Genomic DNA, 16164 nt, shown 5'->3' with positions numbered 1-16164 from the left:
GCAATAAGGTATATGCTAATTCCGGTCGCGGCTCTCCGCGACCGGTTGCTTTCGGTGGGTATGCGATATGGCGATCACACTTTCCGGCTCAGACACAATTCCGGCCCCTCCCCTGTCGGCGCGCCTGACCACGCAGCAGGTCTGGGGCATCTTGCTGCTTGTGCCCTATCTACTCGTCTTCCTGGCCTTCGTCGTCTATCCCGTCGGCTACGGCCTGTGGCTGGCGCGCAATCCGGCGAACTATGTCGCTCTGTACAACGACCCGATCTTCGCGCGCGCCGCGGTCAACACGCTGATCTTCCTGGTCATCGGCATCAACGTGAAGATGCTGATCGCGCTGTTCCTGTCCGGCTTCTTCGCGCAGCAGCGCCCCTGGATCAAATGGCTGTCGGTGATCTTCATCCTGCCTTGGGCGGTGCCGTCGATCCCGACCATCCTGTCGGTCCGCTTCATGCTCAATCCGGAATGGGGCATGGTCAACCATTTCATCTTCTCCCTCACCGGCGATGACGGCCCGAACTGGCTGAACGACCCGACGGTCGCGCTGACCATGGCGATCGCCGTGCATATCTGGAAGTCGCTGCCGTTCTGGACGCTGATCCTGCTGACCGGGCGGCTCGCGATCCCGCAGGATCTGTACGAGGCGTCCGAAGTCGACGGCGCCAGTCCGTGGCAGAAATTCCGCTTCATCACCTGGCCGTCGATGCAGATGCTCTACGTCACCTGCACGCTGCTCTCGATGATCTGGACGCTCGGCGACTTCAACAGCGTCTATCTGCTCACCGGCGGCGGGCCGGCCGACCTCACGCATGTGCTGTCGACGCTCGGCATCCGCTATCTCCGGCTCGACCAGCTCTCGCTTGCGATGGCCTCCATCGTCTGCGCGATACCGTTCGTGCTGCCGCTGATGTACTTCATGATGAAACGGTTGTCGCGATGAAGCTTCCCACCCTCCGCGAAGTTGGTACCGAAGCCAAGCTCCTGCTGATCGGCATCCCGGTCTTCATCTGGACCATGATTCCGATCTACCACATGTTCCTCTTCGCGATCTCGCCGAAGGAGGACGCGTTCTCGGGCAAGCTGTGGCCGGATCATCCGACGCTGCACAACTTCCACATCGTGTTCTACCAGGAGCACTACTTCCTGCGCGACTTCTGGATCCAGTTCTGGAACTCGACTGTGATCGCACTGGCCGCCGGCGCGCTGACCTTGTTCATCGCGACCGCCGCCGCATTCTCGATCTCGCGGCTTAAGGTGCCGGGCGGCCGCTGGGTGATGAATCTCGCGCTCTTCACCTACTTCATCCCGGCGGCGTTCCTCGCCGTGCCGATGTACCGCACCATGGGCACTTACGGCCTGCTCAACAATCACTGGTCGCTGATCCTGGCCATGGTGACGATCGCCTCGCCTTATGCGATCTGGGTGCTGAAGCAGGCGTCCGACAAGCTGCCGGTCGAGCTCGACGAGGCCGCCGTGATGGACGGCGCGACCACGCTGCAGCTGTTCCGCTTGGTCTATGTGCCGCTGATGATGCCCTCGCTGGTCGCGATCGGCACCTATGCCGTGCTGCTGGCCTGGAACGAATATCTCTACGCGTTCCTGCTCTTGTCCAAGGACACCGACATCACACTGCCGGTCGCGCTCGGCAACTTCCTCGCCGCCGACGACTCGCCGTGGGAGCTGTTGATGACCACCGGCTTCATCTACGCGCTGCCGCCGGCCGCGGTCTATTACGCCTTCAAGCGCTACATGGTGGGCGGGCTCACGGCAGGTGCGGTGAAGTCCTAAACATCGGCCGCGCTCTTGCGGCGATACGCGATCAGAAGCGCGATCGTCGAGCCGATGAAATAGCCCGCGGTCGCGCCCGAAATCGCGCGGCCGGCGATGGAGGCCAGCGCGCGATCGCCGGCATTGATCGCCGTGATCACGCCAACTGTGTACTGCGAGGCGAAGACAATCAGGTTGCGGACCAGACCAATTGGACTGCCCGGCCGGATGATCTGCCCGGTCGCGCGATCCAGTTCGAAAGGGCGCGGCGTCCGCACGCCTAGCGGCAGCAGCGCGAGTGCGGCCAGAAACCATGCGATCAGCGGTCATGCGCTGTCCTGATGCCCGAAGCCGATCCGGGATATCCCCCAGACGATGAACACGACTGGCACGATCAGCGCACGCCAGATCGGCGTCGTGCGCGGCTGCATCGCCTGCACACCTTGCCAGATGAGATAGGCAAGCAGTGCGAAGACCCAGACCGGCGTATGCACCAGGACCTGATAGGCGAAAATCATCATCGCCTCCCCTCTCACAACGGCGCCGCGCTTTCGCCCTGCGAGCTCGACAATTTCGAAGCGAGCGAGGCGATCACGATGACGACCGCGATCAGGGCGATCACCAGCGTGCAGATCGCGTTGATCTCGGGCTTCACTCCCAGCCGCACCTCCGAATAGATCCGGATCGGCAGCGTCGCCGAGCCCGGGCCGGTGGTGAAGCTCGCGATCACGAGATCGTCCAGCGACAATGTGAAGGCGAGCATCCAGCCCGCGACGATCGCGGGCGCGATCAGCGGCAGCGTCACGGCCACGAACGCGCGCACCGGATCGCAGCCGAGGTCCATCGCGGCCTCTTCCAATGAGCGGTCGAGCGAGCCGAGGCGGGACTGCACGACGACGGCGACGAAGCACATCGTCAGGGTGGTATGGGCGATCGTCACCGTCCAGAAGCCGCGCTCGGCGTTCAGCGCCACGAACAGCAGCAGCAGCGACAACCCGGTAATCACCTCCGGCATCACCAGCGGCGCATAGAGCATGCCGGAGAACAGGGTGCGGCCGCGGAATCGCTCGCCCCGCGACAGCGCCACGGCGGCGAGCGTGCCGATCAGGGTCGCAATGGTCGCCGACGAGACCGCGACCCGCAGGCTCATCCAGGCGGCCTCGACCATGGCGCGGTCCTTGAAGAACTCGTGATACCAGCGCAGCGACCAGCCGCCCCACACCGTCACCAGCCGCGAGGCGTTGAAGGAATAGACGACGAGGATCAGGATCGGCAGGTAGAGGAAGGCCAGACCCAGCGCGAGCGAGGCGACGTTGAAGCGGGACAGGCGGGAGACTTTGCGCATCGCCTCACCGCCCCTGTTCCAGCTGCCGCTTCTGCAGCCGTTCATATAGCAGCAGCGGCACCAGCAGCACCAGCAGCAGCACGATGGCCGCGGCGGAGGCGACCGGCCAATCCTTGTTGGTGAAGAATTCGAGCCACAGCGTCTGGCCGATCATCAGCGCATTGGAGCCGGCCAGGAGATCCGGAATGACGAACTCGCCGACGATGGGGATGAAGCACAGCAGCACGCCGGCGCCGACGCCGGGCAGCGACAGCGGGAAGGTGACCAGCCAGAACACCTGCCAGCGCGGCGCACCGAGATCGGAGGCGGCCTCCTCCAGCGCGGGCTCCATTTTGGCCAGCGTGGCGTAGAGCGGCAGGATCATGAACGGCAGGTAGGAATAGACGATACCGATATACATCGCGCTGTCGGTGGAGAGCCACACCACCGGCTGACTGACCAGATGCAGCGCCAGCAGGATCTGGTTGAGCAGGCCGTCATGCTGGAGGATGTTGATCCAGGCATAGATCCGGATCAGGAACGAGGTCCAGAACGGCACGATCACGAGCACCATCGCCACGGCTTGCCAGCGCGTCGGCAGCCGCGCCATGCCGTAGGCGATGGGATAACCGATCAGGAGCAACAGCGCGGTCGCGGTGACGGCGACGATGAGGCTACGCACATAGGCGAACACGTAGATGTCGTCGGAGACGAGCAGCCTGAAATTGTCGATCGACAACGCGGCAAAGGCGGTCTTCAGCGCCCCCCATCCCGCCATCAGGTCGAACACCGGCTCGTAAGGCGGCTGCGCGATCGCCGTCTGCGACAGGCTGATCTTCAGCACGAAGCCGAACGGCACCAGGAAGAACAGCACCATCCAGACATAGGGCGCGATCGCGGCAAGGCGAGCCGGTCGCGCGAAGATGCGGCGCGCGCTCATGACGGCAGCACCACGCAGTCGTCGGGCGTGAACCAGGCGACGACAGGCTGGTTCAGGCTGTAGGCGTCGACGTCGAGGCGCGCGCTGTTGGCGACCGAAGCCTGCACCATCCCGCCGGCGTCGAGCTTCACCTTGTAGGTGGTGGTGCCGCCGAGATAGCAGATGTCGGCAATCACGCCGTCCAGCTGGTTGATCGCCGTTTCATGACCGGCTTCCCTCACCGGACCACGGCGCGAGAGCTTGACCTTTTCGGGGCGGATCGCAACCGATAATCTGACCTCGCCGAACGGCTCGCGCGGCTCCGCCACCACCAGCGGTCCCGCATCGCGCGTGCCGATGACCAGACGATGACCGTCGCGCAATTTGGACTCGGCGTCGAACAAATTGACGTCGCCGACAAACTCCGCGATCCAGCGCGAGCGTGGCGCCTCGTAGAGCTCGCGGGGACTCGCGACCTGCGCGAGCTTGCCGTCTCTCATCACGCCGATCCGGCTCGCCATTGTCATCGCCTCTTCCTGATCGTGGGTGACGATGATGAAGGTCATGCCGAGCCGGCGCTGAAGCTCCATCAGCTCGCCTTGGGTACTCTCGCGCAGCTTCTTGTCCAGCGCTGCGAGCGGCTCATCGAGCAGAAGGAGCTGCGGCCGCCGCGCCAGTGCACGCGCCAACGCCACACGTTGGCGCTGCCCCCCGGAGAGCTGGTCGGGCTTGCGCTTCTCGAGCCCGTCGAGCTTCACCAGCGCGACCATCTCCGCCACACGCGTGGCAATGTCGGCGCGCGCCATGCCGGCGCGCTTCAGGCCGAAGGCGATGTTGTCGCGCACCGACAGGTGCGGAAACAGCGCGTAGTTCTGGAACATCATGTTGATCGGCCGCTCATGCGGCAGCGCCTGCGCGATGTCCTTGCCGCCGAGCAGGATGCGCCCTTGATCCGGCGCTTCGAAACCGGCGAGCATGCGCAGAAGCGTGGTCTTGCCGCAGCCGCTGGGGCCGAGCAGCGCAAAGAACTCGCCGGTCTTGATGTCGAGCGACACGCCGTCGACGGCCCGGAACGTCCCGAAGGTCTTGGCGACGCCCTCGATGCGCAGCAGCGGCTCGCTGGCCGCGAACTGCGTCTCTCCGACCGGATCCGCAGCGGCGTCTGTTCTGGCCAACTCGTCAGTCATGGTCCCTGCCAACCTCAATCCCGCCGCACGCTAGCGGCCGATCGTCCCTCACTCAACCGGTTAGAGGCGGCTCGTTCGCATCGGATTCGCCATGAACGCAGCCAGCGCATCGCATTCCTCCGCCGACATTGTCAGGCCGAGCTTGGAGCGGCGCCACAGGATGTCCTCGGGAAAACGCGCCCATTCGTGTGTCATGAGATAGCGCACCTCGGCGCCCGTCAACTCGGGACCGAAGGCCGGGCCGAGATCGTCGCGGGTCTTCGCCTCACCGAGCACAGCCGGCAGCCGCGAGCCATAGGCCGCGACGAAGCGTTGGGCCTGCGTCTCCGAGAGAAAGCGCCAGCGGTCACGCGCAAGATCGACCTCGGTGTCGAAACGGTCCCACGCGAAATCTCCGCCCGGCAGCGCCGCGCCTGCGGTCCAGGGCGGCGACATCGGATAGAACGGCGTCAACTTCGTCACCGCGCGCTCCGCCCGCAGGCGCGATGTGGTGACGTCACCGCCGAACATCGTGATCAGCGGCGCCTTGCGCCGCCGCGCGTGGAACAGCGTGGTGCCGTCACGCCGGCGCGCGGACGCAAGCGTCAGGTTGACGCCGGAGACCGCCCGCACCACGTCGGTCGGGGCGACGCGCTCGCGGAAATAGCGACTGGCCGCCTCACAGAGATAGCCGACGTCGGCCCCCCGCATCGCGACGATCGCGGGATCGCCGGTGAAATCGTGCGTGATTGTGCCGATCAGCGTAAAGTCGCGATCGAGGGGACTCGCGAAGATCAGCCGGCCATCGCTGTTCTGGAAGACGTAGACGTTATCGGAATCGAACAGCCGCGGGACGATGATCTGGCTCATCTGCATCGCCGCCATGGCGGGTTGCGGCTGCCGCAGCACGGTCTCGGCGACCATCGACGTCCAGCCGCCGGTGGCGTTGGCGAGTGCCCGGGCCGTGATCGTGCGACGATGGCCGCGGTCGACCACCGCGAGCCGCCATGTGTCGGTTCGATCGGCACGCACACAGCGCGCTCCAGTCCGAATCACGGCGCCGCGCTCGGCCGCATCCAGTGCCGTGAGCACCACCACTCGGGAATCGTCGACGACGCAATCCGAATATTCGAAGGCCGTGCCGAGTGGTCGTTTCAGCGCGTTGCCGACCGGATGATGCGTGATGTCGAGGGTCGCCGTTGCAGGCAGGCCGCTCCGGCTGGTGAGGCTGTCGTAGAGGAGCAGGCCGAGGCGCAGCAGCCATGGCGGGCGCTCGTCGGAATGCGCCGGGATCACGAAGCGCATCGGCCGAACCAGATGCGGCGCGATCCGGAGCCAGGTCCGGCGCTCGGCGAGCGCCCGGCGCACCCGTCGGAAGCCGCGCCGTTCCAGGACCGAGAGATCGCCGTGGATCAGCCGCGGTGTTGCCGAGGACGCCGCGCCGCCCAGATCGCCCTGCTCAAACAGGATGACCCGCAGGCCGCGGCCGGCGGCATCGCGCGCGAGGCTGACACCGTTCAGGCCGCCCCCGATGATCGCAAGGTCGTAATCCGCCATGAAGCCGTCGACTGGGAGCGAACGAAGCGCCCACCATCACTAGCCGGTCTTGAGCGCAAGCTCCATGACTTCGGCGCGACCGACGAGGCCGGCATATTTCCCGATCGGCAGGGGCTTGCCGAGCAGATAGCCCTGCACACCGTCGCAGCCTTCTTCGGCGAGGAAGACGAGTTGTTCCAGCGTCTCGACGCCCTCGGCGACGATCGACATTTCCAGGCCATGGCCGAGATCGATCACCGCGCGCACGATCGCCGCCGATTGCGGGTTGCGGCCGAGATTGATGATGAAGGCGCGGTCGATCTTGATCTTGTCGAACGGGAACGCCTGGAGATAGCTCAGCGAGGAATAACCGCTGCCGAAATCGTCCATGGAGATGCGCACGCCGAGCGCCTTGAGCCGGCGCAGCAGCGCAAGACCGCGATCGAAGTCCTCGATCAGCACGCCCTCGGTGATCTCAAGCTCTAACCGGCCGGGTGCGAGACCCGTCTCGATCAGAATGGAATGGACGAGCCCGACCACGTCGCCGTGCATGAACTGCGCCGGCGACAGGTTGACCGCGACCTGAAGCGGCGTCGGCCAGGAGGCGGCCTCGCGGCAGGCCTCGCGCAGGATCCACTCGCCCATCTCGACGATCAGGCCGCTTTCCTCCGCGATCGGAATGAATTCGGCCGGGGAAACCTGGCCGCGCACCGGGTGCTGCCAGCGCGCCAGCGCCTCGAAGCCGATGATATCGGTCTCGGCGACGCTGTGGCCCGCAGTCCCCTGCGGCTGGAAGGCGAGCGAGAGCTCGCCATTCTTGATCGCCATCGAGAGGTCCTGGTGCAGGACGCGGCGATCGCGGATCTGCTGGTCCATCTCCGGCTGGAACAGGCTGATCGTGCCGCGCGATTTCTGCTTGGCGCGGAACAGCGCCGCGCCGGCATTGGCGAGCAGCGAGGCGGCGTCGGCGCCGTTGTGCGGGAAGATCGACATGCCGGTGGTGACACCGGCGCGGACCGGGCGGCCGTCGATCTGGAATTCCTTAGCGACGGCATCACCGATCTGCTGCGCCAGCGCGAGGCCTGCCTCCGGCTGCTTGCCGTCGATGATCAGGCCGAACTCGTCGCCGGACAGGCGCGCCACCACGCCGCCGCGCGCGGAATCCTGGAGCCGCTGGGCCACCTCGACCAGGAGCTTGTCGCCGTGCGCATGGCCGAAGACGTCATTGACCTCCTTGAGGCCGTCGAGATCGACGCACAGAACCGCGAACTCCTCGCCGGTGCCCTCGCAGGCCTCGATCATCTGGGTCAACGCCTGCAGGAAAGCGGCACGGTTCGGCAAATCGGTGAGGCCGTCGTGGTAGGCCATGTGCGCCATGCGCGACTCGGTCTGCCGGCGATCGGTGACGTCCTCGTGGGTCTTGATCAGATATTGCGGCTCGCCGGTGTCGCCCAGCACGGTGGCGCGGCGGGTGAGGAACAGCCGCAGTCCGTCCTTGGTGGAGATCGGGTGCTCTTCGGTGATCATCCCACGCTTCTTGATCGCGGCTTCGTCGCGCGCGATGATCAGCTTGGCTTCCTTGGGATTGAAGATGTCGGACGCGGTCAGGCCCGTGGCTTCCTCGCGCCTGCGGTTGAGGATCGTCTCCGCGCTGCGGTTGGCGAGCAGGTAGCGGCCGTCCTTGACCTGCTCGACGATCAGGGCCACCGGGATGTTGTCGACCACGAGCTCCAGGAACTTCTTCGTGCTCTCCAGCTCCTTCGACAGCGAGCGGCGATCGGTGATGTCCTCGAACACGAGCATCAGGAATTCGGGCTTGTTGCTCTCGTTGCGGACCACGATCCGGATCGAGGCAACCATGCGCCGCTCACCGGCGCGGTCGACCTCGAATTCGTTGCGAAACTGGCCGTCCGGCGAATCGAGTGCCGCCCGGTCGGTCGCCTCGATGCTGTCCGCCGAGATGGGCGCAAACAGCTCGCGGGCGTTCTTGCCGACGGCATGATCGCGTGAGAAACCCCAGAAGCGCTCATAGGCGCTATTGGCGAAAATGTAGCGACCATCCTCGATGTTCTTCGCCGCCACGCAGGCCGGTACGTGGTCCAGCAATGTTTCCAGAAACTGCTTGGTGGAGGCGAGCTGCCGGGACAGCCTGCGCTGCTCGCTGACGTCCAGATGGGTCGCCACCGAGCCGCCGTTGGGCAGCACGAAATACTTCACCAGGATGGCCCGCCCGTCCGGCAGTTCGGTTATCAGGCCGTTCGGGCTTGCCGCCTTCTCATAGAACTCGTCGTCGGAAGCGCCGCCGAGCACGCCACGCTGGCGCCGCAGCTCAAGGATGTCGTGGCCGGTCATTCCGGCCCAGATGTCCGACCGCATCAAGCCGTAGATATCGAGATAGCGGTCGTTGCAGAAGATGATGCGCCGCTGCGCATCCGTCATCACCACGCCCTGGTTGAGGTTGTTCATGGCGGAGGAGACAAAGGCATTGCGCCGCAGCTGCAAACGCCTAGTCCGGCGCAGTGAGGAATGGATCCATAGCGCGATCGCGGCGAAGAACGAACAGATCACAATTCCCGCGATCAGGGCTTCCCAGATCACGTTGGGATCGAGGTGGCCGAGGTAGCTCGGAGGGCTGAAGCTGTCGGAGAGGGCAAAGGCGCGCGCAGGCGCGACCGCTGCGGCCAGGCACACGACGGCCTGCATCGCAATCGGAAGCGCGCTGCCCGCGTGCCAGTTCTTCTCAGCCATCAGCCACCCGCGATTTCAACGTCGGATTGTCTGGCCTGGCGGGTTTGGATCGGGTAAACGCCTGTACGAGCAACGGAAAAATGTGGCATCAAATACGGCAATTGCCCTGACATGATAAATGCTTCCTTAACGGAAAACGCCCCCGCGCCGCCGTTCCCAGGCGTGAGGCCTTCGTCGCTTCGAGCGGACGTCCTGCACAACCATGGATAGGGTGGACTGCGTCGTCATCGGAGCCGGCGTGATCGGGCTCGCGGTGGCTCGAAAGCTGGCGCAAGCCGGGCGCGAGGTGATCGTGCTCGAGCAAGCCGAGGCCATCGGCACCATCACCTCCTCGCGCAACAGCGAGGTGATCCATGCCGGCATCTACTACCGCGCCGGAAGCTGGATGGCGCGCATGTGCGTCGACGGCAAGCACGCGCTCTATCGTTACTGTTCCGAGCGCGGCATCCCGCACAGGAATTGCGGCAAGCTGATCGTCGCGACCAATCCGAAAGAGACCGAGAAGCTGCAATCGATCAAGGCGCATGCCGAGGCCAACGGCGTGCTCGACATGCAGTTGCTCACGGGCGATGCGGCACGTGCGCTGGAGCCGGCGCTCGCCTGCGACGCCGCGCTGCTGTCGCCGTCGACCGGCATCATCGACAGCCACGCCTACATGCTCTCGCTGCGCGGCGAAGCCGAGGACGCGGGCGCGGCCTTCGCGTTCCACACCCCGCTGATCCGTGCCAAGGCGACCGCCGGCGTGATCGAGATCGAGGCGGGCGGCGAAGCGCCGATGACGCTGCAATGCAGCCTCCTCGTCAACGCCGCCGGGCTCTCGGCGACCACCGTGGCGCGCAACATCGAGGGCATGCCGCTGGAACGGATCCCGACGGCCTACCTCGCCAAGGGAAACTACTTCAGCTGCAATGCCAGGGCACCGTTCTCGCGCCTGATCTATCCGGTACCCGAGCCCGGCGGGCTAGGGGTGCATCTGACGCTGGACATGGCAGGGCAGGCACGTTTCGGCCCCGACGTCGAGTGGATCGAGACGATCGACTATGAGGTCGACCCGGCACGCGCCGAGCGCTTCTACCCGGCGATCCGCAGATACTGGCCGACGCTGCCTGACGGTGCGCTCATGCCGAGCTATTCGGGCATCCGCCCGAAGATCGTGCCGCCGGCGGTGGCCACGCAGGATTTCTTGATGCAGGGCCCGCGCGATCACGGCGTCGAAGGCCTGATCAATCTGTTCGGCATCGAGTCGCCCGGACTGACGTCATCGCTCGCGATCGCGGATCACGTCGCCGAGCTCGCAAACATCTAGCATTTTAAAGCGAAGCGGATTCCGGTTGCGCGTAAAGAAGAGCGTCCAGACAAGAAGCTAGAGTCGCGCAAATCCTTGCACGCTGCGCGCCTTGCAGCAGGGATGAGCGCAAAGGCTCCCATCCCTGCCTGAAAGGGTGCGATCAACTCTACGCTGTTACGGGGTTACTAGTGGAGCGTGTCGCCGTGCCTGAGACGCTCGATCTGGTCCTTGACCATCAACTTCCGGCGCTTCAACTCAACAATTTGCAGGTCGTCTGTTGAAAGGTGCACGAGAGCTTCGTGCAATTCGTTTTCGAGAGTTTTATGCTTCCGTTCCAATTCAACCAGATGTGCCTGAATTGTCATTCGAAACCTCCTCGGTAGGGGTGAACCTTGGATTCGACCGGACGACGAAGTGTACATCACCGATTCGTTCTGTCGATGGGTATCCGTCGTCGCACTGTCATTTTTGAAAATTCATATGTAACGAAGCGTGAGTAAGGGAACCACGCGGGAAAAATCCGTGATATCAATGCGCTTGCGCAACGTCGGAGTGACCGCAGAAATATCCCGCGGGAGATCGACGCGGGACAGCCCGAGATCGCTTGCGATCACGGCGCGCAAGGACGATAGTTTCCACAGGGCATCCACAGCCTTAATCTCACGCCTATCGGTTTTTCGGCCACCGCAGACATGACCAATGAAGATGCGCGCGAACTCGAATCCGAGCTCGCCCGGTTGCACCAGGAACACCGAGATCTTGATGCGGCGATCGATGCACTGCATCAATCGCCCGCCCCCGACCTGTTGCGGTTACAGCGGTTGAAGAAACGCAAGCTGTTGTTGCGTGACCGTATCGCGTTCATCGAAGACCAGATCACGCCCGATATCATCGCCTGATCCACAGGAGGACAGCTCACGGCGACCCGCCGCATGTGAATCCGCTTGACTCAAAAGGAACAAAATAAGAACATTTGGACACCAACGCCCCCCGGAAAACCGTCCAAGGAAAACGCAGATGTCGGCAGCCGCCCTTCTCGACAACAGCCATTATGAACAAGCCTGTGATCAGGCGATCGCGATGTGCGACGGCAATCTGCGCAGCACCATCAAGGCGCTGATCATGGCCAATGAATATCTGGAGGCCGAGCTGGAGGAATTGCAGGCGGCGGTTTCCGCAGGCTGCATTCCGGAGACCTCGCGCAGCAAGAGCAGCGCCGCCTGACTGTCAGCTATCGGAGCCGACCATGTCCGATGTCACCTATTACGTTGCATTACCTTTCCTGACCGACGAGGACGGCTCGCCGGTCGCAGGTGCGGCCGAGGAATGCCAGAGCGCAGCGGCCGCGCTACGGCGCGCCGAGATCATGTCGCACGGCGCCGGCCACACCGGCGCGGTCGCGTTCAGCCGCAGCGGCGATCCCATGACCGGCGAATTCGGCGACGCCAAACTGCTCCGCAGCTTCGGCAACGTACCGAAAGACCTCGGCACACTTTAACTAGCTGCTGACGAGCCTGATGCGCGGCTCGTGCCGCCGGTGCGCCTTGCGCACATACATGGCGGCATCGGCATCCTCCAGGGCCCGCGTGGCGTCGGACTGCACTCCAAGCAGGGCGACGCCGGCGGAAGCGCCCGCGCTCACGTGCTGGCCGCGAAAGACAAAGGACAATTCGTCGACGGCCTGCTCGAAAGCCGCGGCCTTCGCCTTGGCGTCGGTCTCGCTGAGATTCCAGAGCAGCAGCGCGAACTCGTCGCCGCCGAGGCGGCCCACCAAGTCCGAGGCGCGGATCTGCCGCGTCAGCGTGGCGGCAATCGCCTTCAGCACCTCGTCGCCGGCCGCATGGCCGAAGGAATCGTTGATCGGCTTCAGCCGATCGACGTCGAGGACGATCAGCGCGCCGCTGGCGCGGTAGCGCTTCATGTAGGCGACGGCGCGAGCGAGCTCGCGTTCGAAGCCGCGCCGGTTCGGAATTTCCAGCAGGAAGTCGGTGTCGGCGGCTGCCTCGAGCTCCGCGACCCGCCGCAGCGCCCCCTTGAGCTTGCTCCGGAGGTCGCGGATGGTCGCGTTGACGGCCGGCTTCATAGCCCCTTTGGCGCCGCCAGCGGCCGACGCTCCACGCCGCGCCGGAAGCTTGGCCGGGCCCTTGGCCCGACTCTCGGCCAGACGCTTGGGAGCAACTTTGGAGCGACCGGCGCTGGTTTTCGGGCCCTTTTTGGCCTTCGCAGCGCTCGCCCTTTTTGGTTTCTTCATGGGCATCCTGCTCAATGAAGGCTTGCGGGGATTCACCAAGACAGGATAGTGCATTCCCTTCTCCTTGCCACCGCCTTGCGAGCAACCGGCCGGAACCGCTAATCTGGCCTATCTTCCTGTTTTTCGAGCACAATTGACGTCATGACCGCGCCAATCGCCATCATCATGGGAAGCCAGTCGGACTGGGACACGATGCGGCATACCGCCGACACGCTTGCAGCGCTCGGCGTTGTCGCCGACACTCGCATCGTTTCGGCACACCGCACCCCCGACCGGCTGTTTGCGTTCGCCAAGGGCGCCAAGGGGGCCGGTTACAAGGTCATCATCGCCGGCGCGGGCGGCGCTGCGCACCTGCCCGGCATGGCGGCAGCGCTGACGGAACTGCCCGTGTTCGGCGTCCCAGTCGAATCCAGGACACTGAAGGGCATCGATTCGCTCTATTCGATCGTCCAGATGCCCGCAGGCATCCCGGTCGGCACCCTCGCCATCGGCAAGGCCGGCGCCGTCAATGCGGCGCTGTTGGCGGCCGCCGTGCTGGCCTTATCCGACCCGGCCTTGTCCGATCGCCTCGCCGCCTGGCGCAAGGCGCAGACCGAGGCCGTGGCCGAGCGCCCGGAGGACAAGGCGTGACTGACGCAAAGCAGGTGAAGCTGAAGCCCGGCGACACCATTGGCATCCTCGGCGGCGGACAATTGGGGCGGATGCTGGCTATGGCGGCGGCACGGCTCGGCCTGCGCTGCCAGGTGTTCTCGCCCGATCCGGATTCACCGGCCTTCGACGTCGTCCTGAATGCGACCTGCGCCGAATATGCCGATGTCGAAGCACTCGAGCTGTTCGCCAACGACGTTGACGTCATCACCTACGAATTCGAGAACGTGCCGTCCGCGGCCGCGATGGTGCTGGATGCGCGCCGTCCCGTGCTGCCCAACCGCAAGATCCTTGAGACCACCCAGGACCGGCTCGCCGAGAAGGATTTCGTGACGCGGCTGGGCATCGGCACCGCAGCCTATGCCGACGTCACCTCGGTCCCGTCGTTGCGCGAGGCTATCGCCAGGATCGGCCTTCCGGCGGTGCTGAAGACCCGCCGCTTCGGCTATGACGGCAAGGGCCAGGCCATCATCCGCGAGGGCGACGACGTCGCGAAAGTGTGGACCAGTCTCGCCACCAAATCGGCCATCCTGGAAGCCTTCGTGCCGTACGAACGTGAGATTTCCGTGATCGCCGCCCGCTCCGCGACAGGCCAGGTCGAGTGTTTCGACGTCACCGAAAACGAGCACCGCGACCACATCCTGAAGATCTCCCGAGCGCCCGCCCGGATCCCGGACGTGCTCGCCGAGGAAGCGCGCAGCATTGCCGGCAAGATCGCGGGCGCGCTCGATTATGTCGGCGTGCTTGCCGTCGAGATGTTCGTGCTCGCCAACGGCACCGGACCCAAGGTGCTGGTCAACGAGATCGCTCCGCGCGTGCACAATTCCGGACACTGGACGCTCGACGGCGCATCCGTCTCGCAGTTCGAGCAGCACATCCGCGCCATTGCCGGCTGGCCCCTCGGCAAGCCCGTGCGCCACGGCGAGGTCGTCACCATGACCAATCTGATCGGCGACGAGATCAACGAATATGACAAGTGGCTGAGCGTGCCGGGCGCGACCGTGCACATCTACGGCAAGGGCGCACCGCGCCCCGGCCGCAAGATGGGGCATGTCACCGAAGTGCGACCCACGACCGGCGATTGACGGGACCGCGGCGCATGCCGCGATCCCGCTTTGCGATTACGCCGTCTTTGCGCCAGCGACGACGCCGGTGGGTTCGTCGCTGAGCCAGCGATAGATCACCCCGCCAAGCGCGCCGCCGATCAGCGGCGCGACCCAGAACAGCCAGAGCTGCGACAGCGCCCAGCCGCCGACGAACAGCGCCGGTCCCGTGCTGCGCGCCGGGTTCACCGAGGTGTTGGTGACGGGGATGCTGACGAGATGGATCATCACCAGCGCGAGCCCGATCGCCAGCGGCGCAAAGCCCGCGGGCGCGCGGCCGTGGGTGGCGCCCATGATGATGAACAGGAACATCATGGTCATCACCACCTCGGTGAGGAAGCACACGATCATGCTGTACTGGCCGGGAGAATGGGCGTCGTAGCCGTTGGACGCGAATCCTTTGCTGACGTCGAAGCCGGGAGCTCCGCTTGCAATGACGTAGAGAAGCCACGCGGCCACGATCGCGCCGGCGACCTGCGCGATCACATAAGGCAGGATCTGTCCGGCCGGAAAACGTCCGCCGGCGGCAAGACCGACGGTGACGGCCGGATTGAGATGGCAGCCTGAGATGTGGCCGATCGCGTAGGCCATGGTGACCACGCTCAGCCCGAATGCGAGGGAGACACCGACCAGGCCGATGCCGACCTGCGGAAACCCGGCTGCGATCACAGCACTTCCGCAACCTGCGAATGTGAGCCAAAAGGTGCCGATAGCCTCGGCCGCGTATTTCTTCATATCCATGTGTCGTCCCCTGCTTTCAAAGATACCGGAACAAAGCTCCGGAAACGGCCCCACCCTTGGCGTCAAATCTCCCAAATCAGGGCCGCGCAGAGGTATTTTGCCTCATTTAATGGCTGAACTTGGCCCGAAAACCCGCTTGGCCGGTGGACATCCCAAGTTTTGTCTGATACATCCGCGCCCTCAAGGTTAAGGGCGTGTGCGTTTCGCCATCCCCTTTGACTTACCAGAATTCAAATCCGATCCACTGAAGAGGATGCCGCGTGCAGGTTCTCGTTCGCGATAACAATGTCGATCAAGCCCTCAAGGCGCTGAAGAAGAAGATGCAGCGCGAGGGTATTTTCCGCGAGATGAAGCTCCGCGGTCACTACGAAAAGCCCTCCGAGAAGAAGGCCCGCGAAAAGGCCGAAGCCGTGCGTCGCGCACGCAAGCTGGCCCGTAAGAAGCTGCAGCGCGAAGGCCTGCTGCCGATGAAGCCGAAGCCGGTGTTCGGCGCCGGCCCCGGCGGTGATCGTGGCGGTCGCGGTGGCCCTGGTGCTGGTGCAGGTGCAAGTGCTGGTCCGCGCGGACCGCGCTGATTTACCAAACTTGAGAGACTTCAGTTTTTGATAACGCGGGCCCCTGGCCCGCGTTATTGTTTGTGAACGGTGCCTTCCTGGGATGGGGCACTACCGAT

The 16164-nt window shown here is 64.5% G+C and carries 19 protein-coding genes; 9 read left to right on the top strand and 10 right to left on the bottom strand.

What is annotated here, in order from left to right; all coding sequences use genetic code 11:
• Window positions 1–67: 67 nt before the first annotated feature.
• On the top strand, window positions 68–940 hold the full coding sequence (locus IVB48_RS17105) for a sugar ABC transporter permease (protein ID WP_211394722.1): 873 nt from the start codon (window positions 68–70) through the stop codon (window positions 938–940).
• Window positions 937–1788: a carbohydrate ABC transporter permease gene (locus IVB48_RS17100; RefSeq protein ID WP_027570375.1), complete on the top strand. Its 852-nt coding sequence runs from the start codon at window positions 937–939 to the stop codon at window positions 1786–1788. Before IVB48_RS17105 ends, IVB48_RS17100 begins: the two co-directional genes overlap by 4 nt.
• On the opposite strand, the gene IVB48_RS17095 is transcribed toward IVB48_RS17100, so the two are convergent.
• From IVB48_RS17095 to IVB48_RS17065, 7 genes are read right to left on the bottom strand one after another with little or no spacing between them, the layout of a single operon-like run.
• Complete coding sequence (locus IVB48_RS17095) at window positions 1785–2045, bottom strand: hypothetical protein (RefSeq protein ID WP_247401091.1); 261 nt, start codon at window positions 2043–2045, stop codon at window positions 1785–1787. The genes IVB48_RS17100 and IVB48_RS17095 overlap by 4 nt on opposite strands.
• A 48-nt stretch (window positions 2046–2093) precedes the next feature.
• Window positions 2094–2288, bottom strand: coding sequence for a DUF6622 family protein (locus IVB48_RS17090; protein ID WP_247401089.1), 195 nt, complete (start codon window positions 2286–2288; stop codon window positions 2094–2096).
• Window positions 2289–2299: 11 nt separating this feature from the next.
• Window positions 2300–3112: an ABC transporter permease subunit gene (locus IVB48_RS17085; protein WP_247401087.1), complete on the bottom strand. Its 813-nt coding sequence runs from the start codon at window positions 3110–3112 to the stop codon at window positions 2300–2302.
• A gap of 4 nt (window positions 3113–3116) precedes the next feature.
• Window positions 3117–4031 (bottom strand): ABC transporter permease, encoded by a 915-nt coding sequence (locus IVB48_RS17080; RefSeq protein WP_247358283.1) that lies wholly within the window; start codon window positions 4029–4031, stop codon window positions 3117–3119.
• On the bottom strand, window positions 4028–5197 hold the full coding sequence (locus IVB48_RS17075; protein ID WP_247401085.1) for an ABC transporter ATP-binding protein: 1170 nt from the start codon (window positions 5195–5197) through the stop codon (window positions 4028–4030). The genes IVB48_RS17080 and IVB48_RS17075 overlap by 4 nt, the downstream gene beginning before the upstream one ends.
• A gap of 60 nt (window positions 5198–5257) precedes the next feature.
• Window positions 5258–6733, bottom strand: coding sequence for a glycerol-3-phosphate dehydrogenase (locus tag IVB48_RS17070; protein WP_247401083.1), 1476 nt, complete (start codon window positions 6731–6733; stop codon window positions 5258–5260).
• A gap of 39 nt (window positions 6734–6772) precedes the next feature.
• On the bottom strand, window positions 6773–9460 hold the full coding sequence (locus IVB48_RS17065; protein WP_247401082.1) for an EAL domain-containing protein: 2688 nt from the start codon (window positions 9458–9460) through the stop codon (window positions 6773–6775).
• A 202-nt stretch (window positions 9461–9662) separates the two neighbouring features.
• Between IVB48_RS17065 and IVB48_RS17060 the strand changes: the two genes are divergently transcribed.
• The gene (locus tag IVB48_RS17060; protein ID WP_027570369.1) at window positions 9663–10766 is read left to right on the top strand and encodes an NAD(P)/FAD-dependent oxidoreductase; all 1104 of its coding nucleotides are present in this window, start codon (window positions 9663–9665) and stop codon (window positions 10764–10766) included.
• Between the two features lie 167 nt (window positions 10767–10933).
• On the opposite strand, the gene IVB48_RS17055 is transcribed toward IVB48_RS17060, so the two are convergent.
• Window positions 10934–11113, bottom strand: coding sequence for a DUF465 domain-containing protein (locus tag IVB48_RS17055; protein WP_007596254.1), 180 nt, complete (start codon window positions 11111–11113; stop codon window positions 10934–10936).
• A gap of 327 nt (window positions 11114–11440) precedes the next feature.
• Between IVB48_RS17055 and IVB48_RS17050 the strand changes: the two genes are divergently transcribed.
• From IVB48_RS17050 to IVB48_RS17040, 3 genes are all read left to right on the top strand, one after another.
• Entirely contained in the window at window positions 11441–11647 is a 207-nt protein-coding gene (locus IVB48_RS17050) for a DUF465 domain-containing protein (protein ID WP_027519980.1), read from the top strand.
• Between the two features lie 118 nt (window positions 11648–11765).
• The gene (locus tag IVB48_RS17045) at window positions 11766–11972 is read left to right on the top strand and encodes a hypothetical protein (RefSeq protein WP_027570368.1); all 207 of its coding nucleotides are present in this window, start codon (window positions 11766–11768) and stop codon (window positions 11970–11972) included.
• Window positions 11973–11994: 22 nt separating this feature from the next.
• The gene (locus tag IVB48_RS17040; RefSeq protein ID WP_027570367.1) at window positions 11995–12246 is read left to right on the top strand and encodes a hypothetical protein; all 252 of its coding nucleotides are present in this window, start codon (window positions 11995–11997) and stop codon (window positions 12244–12246) included.
• Here IVB48_RS17040 and IVB48_RS17035 read toward each other — a convergent pair whose 3' ends face one another.
• Window positions 12247–12999 carry a GGDEF domain-containing protein gene (locus IVB48_RS17035; RefSeq protein ID WP_247401080.1) on the bottom strand — a complete coding sequence of 251 codons (753 nt, stop codon included), beginning with the start codon at window positions 12997–12999 and terminating at the stop codon, window positions 12247–12249. It lies immediately after the preceding gene.
• Between the two features lie 141 nt (window positions 13000–13140).
• On the opposite strand from IVB48_RS17035, the gene purE reads away from it, so the two are divergent.
• Together purE and IVB48_RS17025 are read left to right on the top strand one after the other, a co-directional pair.
• The gene (gene purE / locus IVB48_RS17030) at window positions 13141–13629 is read left to right on the top strand and encodes a 5-(carboxyamino)imidazole ribonucleotide mutase (protein ID WP_027570365.1); all 489 of its coding nucleotides are present in this window, start codon (window positions 13141–13143) and stop codon (window positions 13627–13629) included.
• A complete protein-coding gene (locus tag IVB48_RS17025; protein ID WP_027570364.1) occupies window positions 13626–14732 on the top strand; it encodes a 5-(carboxyamino)imidazole ribonucleotide synthase in 1107 nt (368 codons plus the stop codon). The genes purE and IVB48_RS17025 overlap by 4 nt, the downstream gene beginning before the upstream one ends.
• 36 nt (window positions 14733–14768) lie before the next feature.
• Here the strand turns inward: IVB48_RS17025 and aqpZ are convergent, their stop codons facing one another.
• Window positions 14769–15491: an aquaporin Z gene (gene aqpZ, locus IVB48_RS17020; RefSeq protein ID WP_247401078.1), complete on the bottom strand. Its 723-nt coding sequence runs from the start codon at window positions 15489–15491 to the stop codon at window positions 14769–14771.
• A gap of 260 nt (window positions 15492–15751) precedes the next feature.
• On the opposite strand from aqpZ, the gene rpsU reads away from it, so the two are divergent.
• Window positions 15752–16066 (top strand): 30S ribosomal protein S21, encoded by a 315-nt coding sequence (rpsU, locus tag IVB48_RS17015; protein WP_007614218.1) that lies wholly within the window; start codon window positions 15752–15754, stop codon window positions 16064–16066.
• Window positions 16067–16164: the final 98 nt, after the last annotated feature.

It is taken from the genome of Bradyrhizobium sp. 76, assembly GCF_023073025.1.
Classification (GTDB): domain Bacteria; phylum Pseudomonadota; class Alphaproteobacteria; order Rhizobiales; family Xanthobacteraceae; genus Bradyrhizobium.
This window is presented reverse-complemented; position numbering and strand designations above follow the sequence as displayed.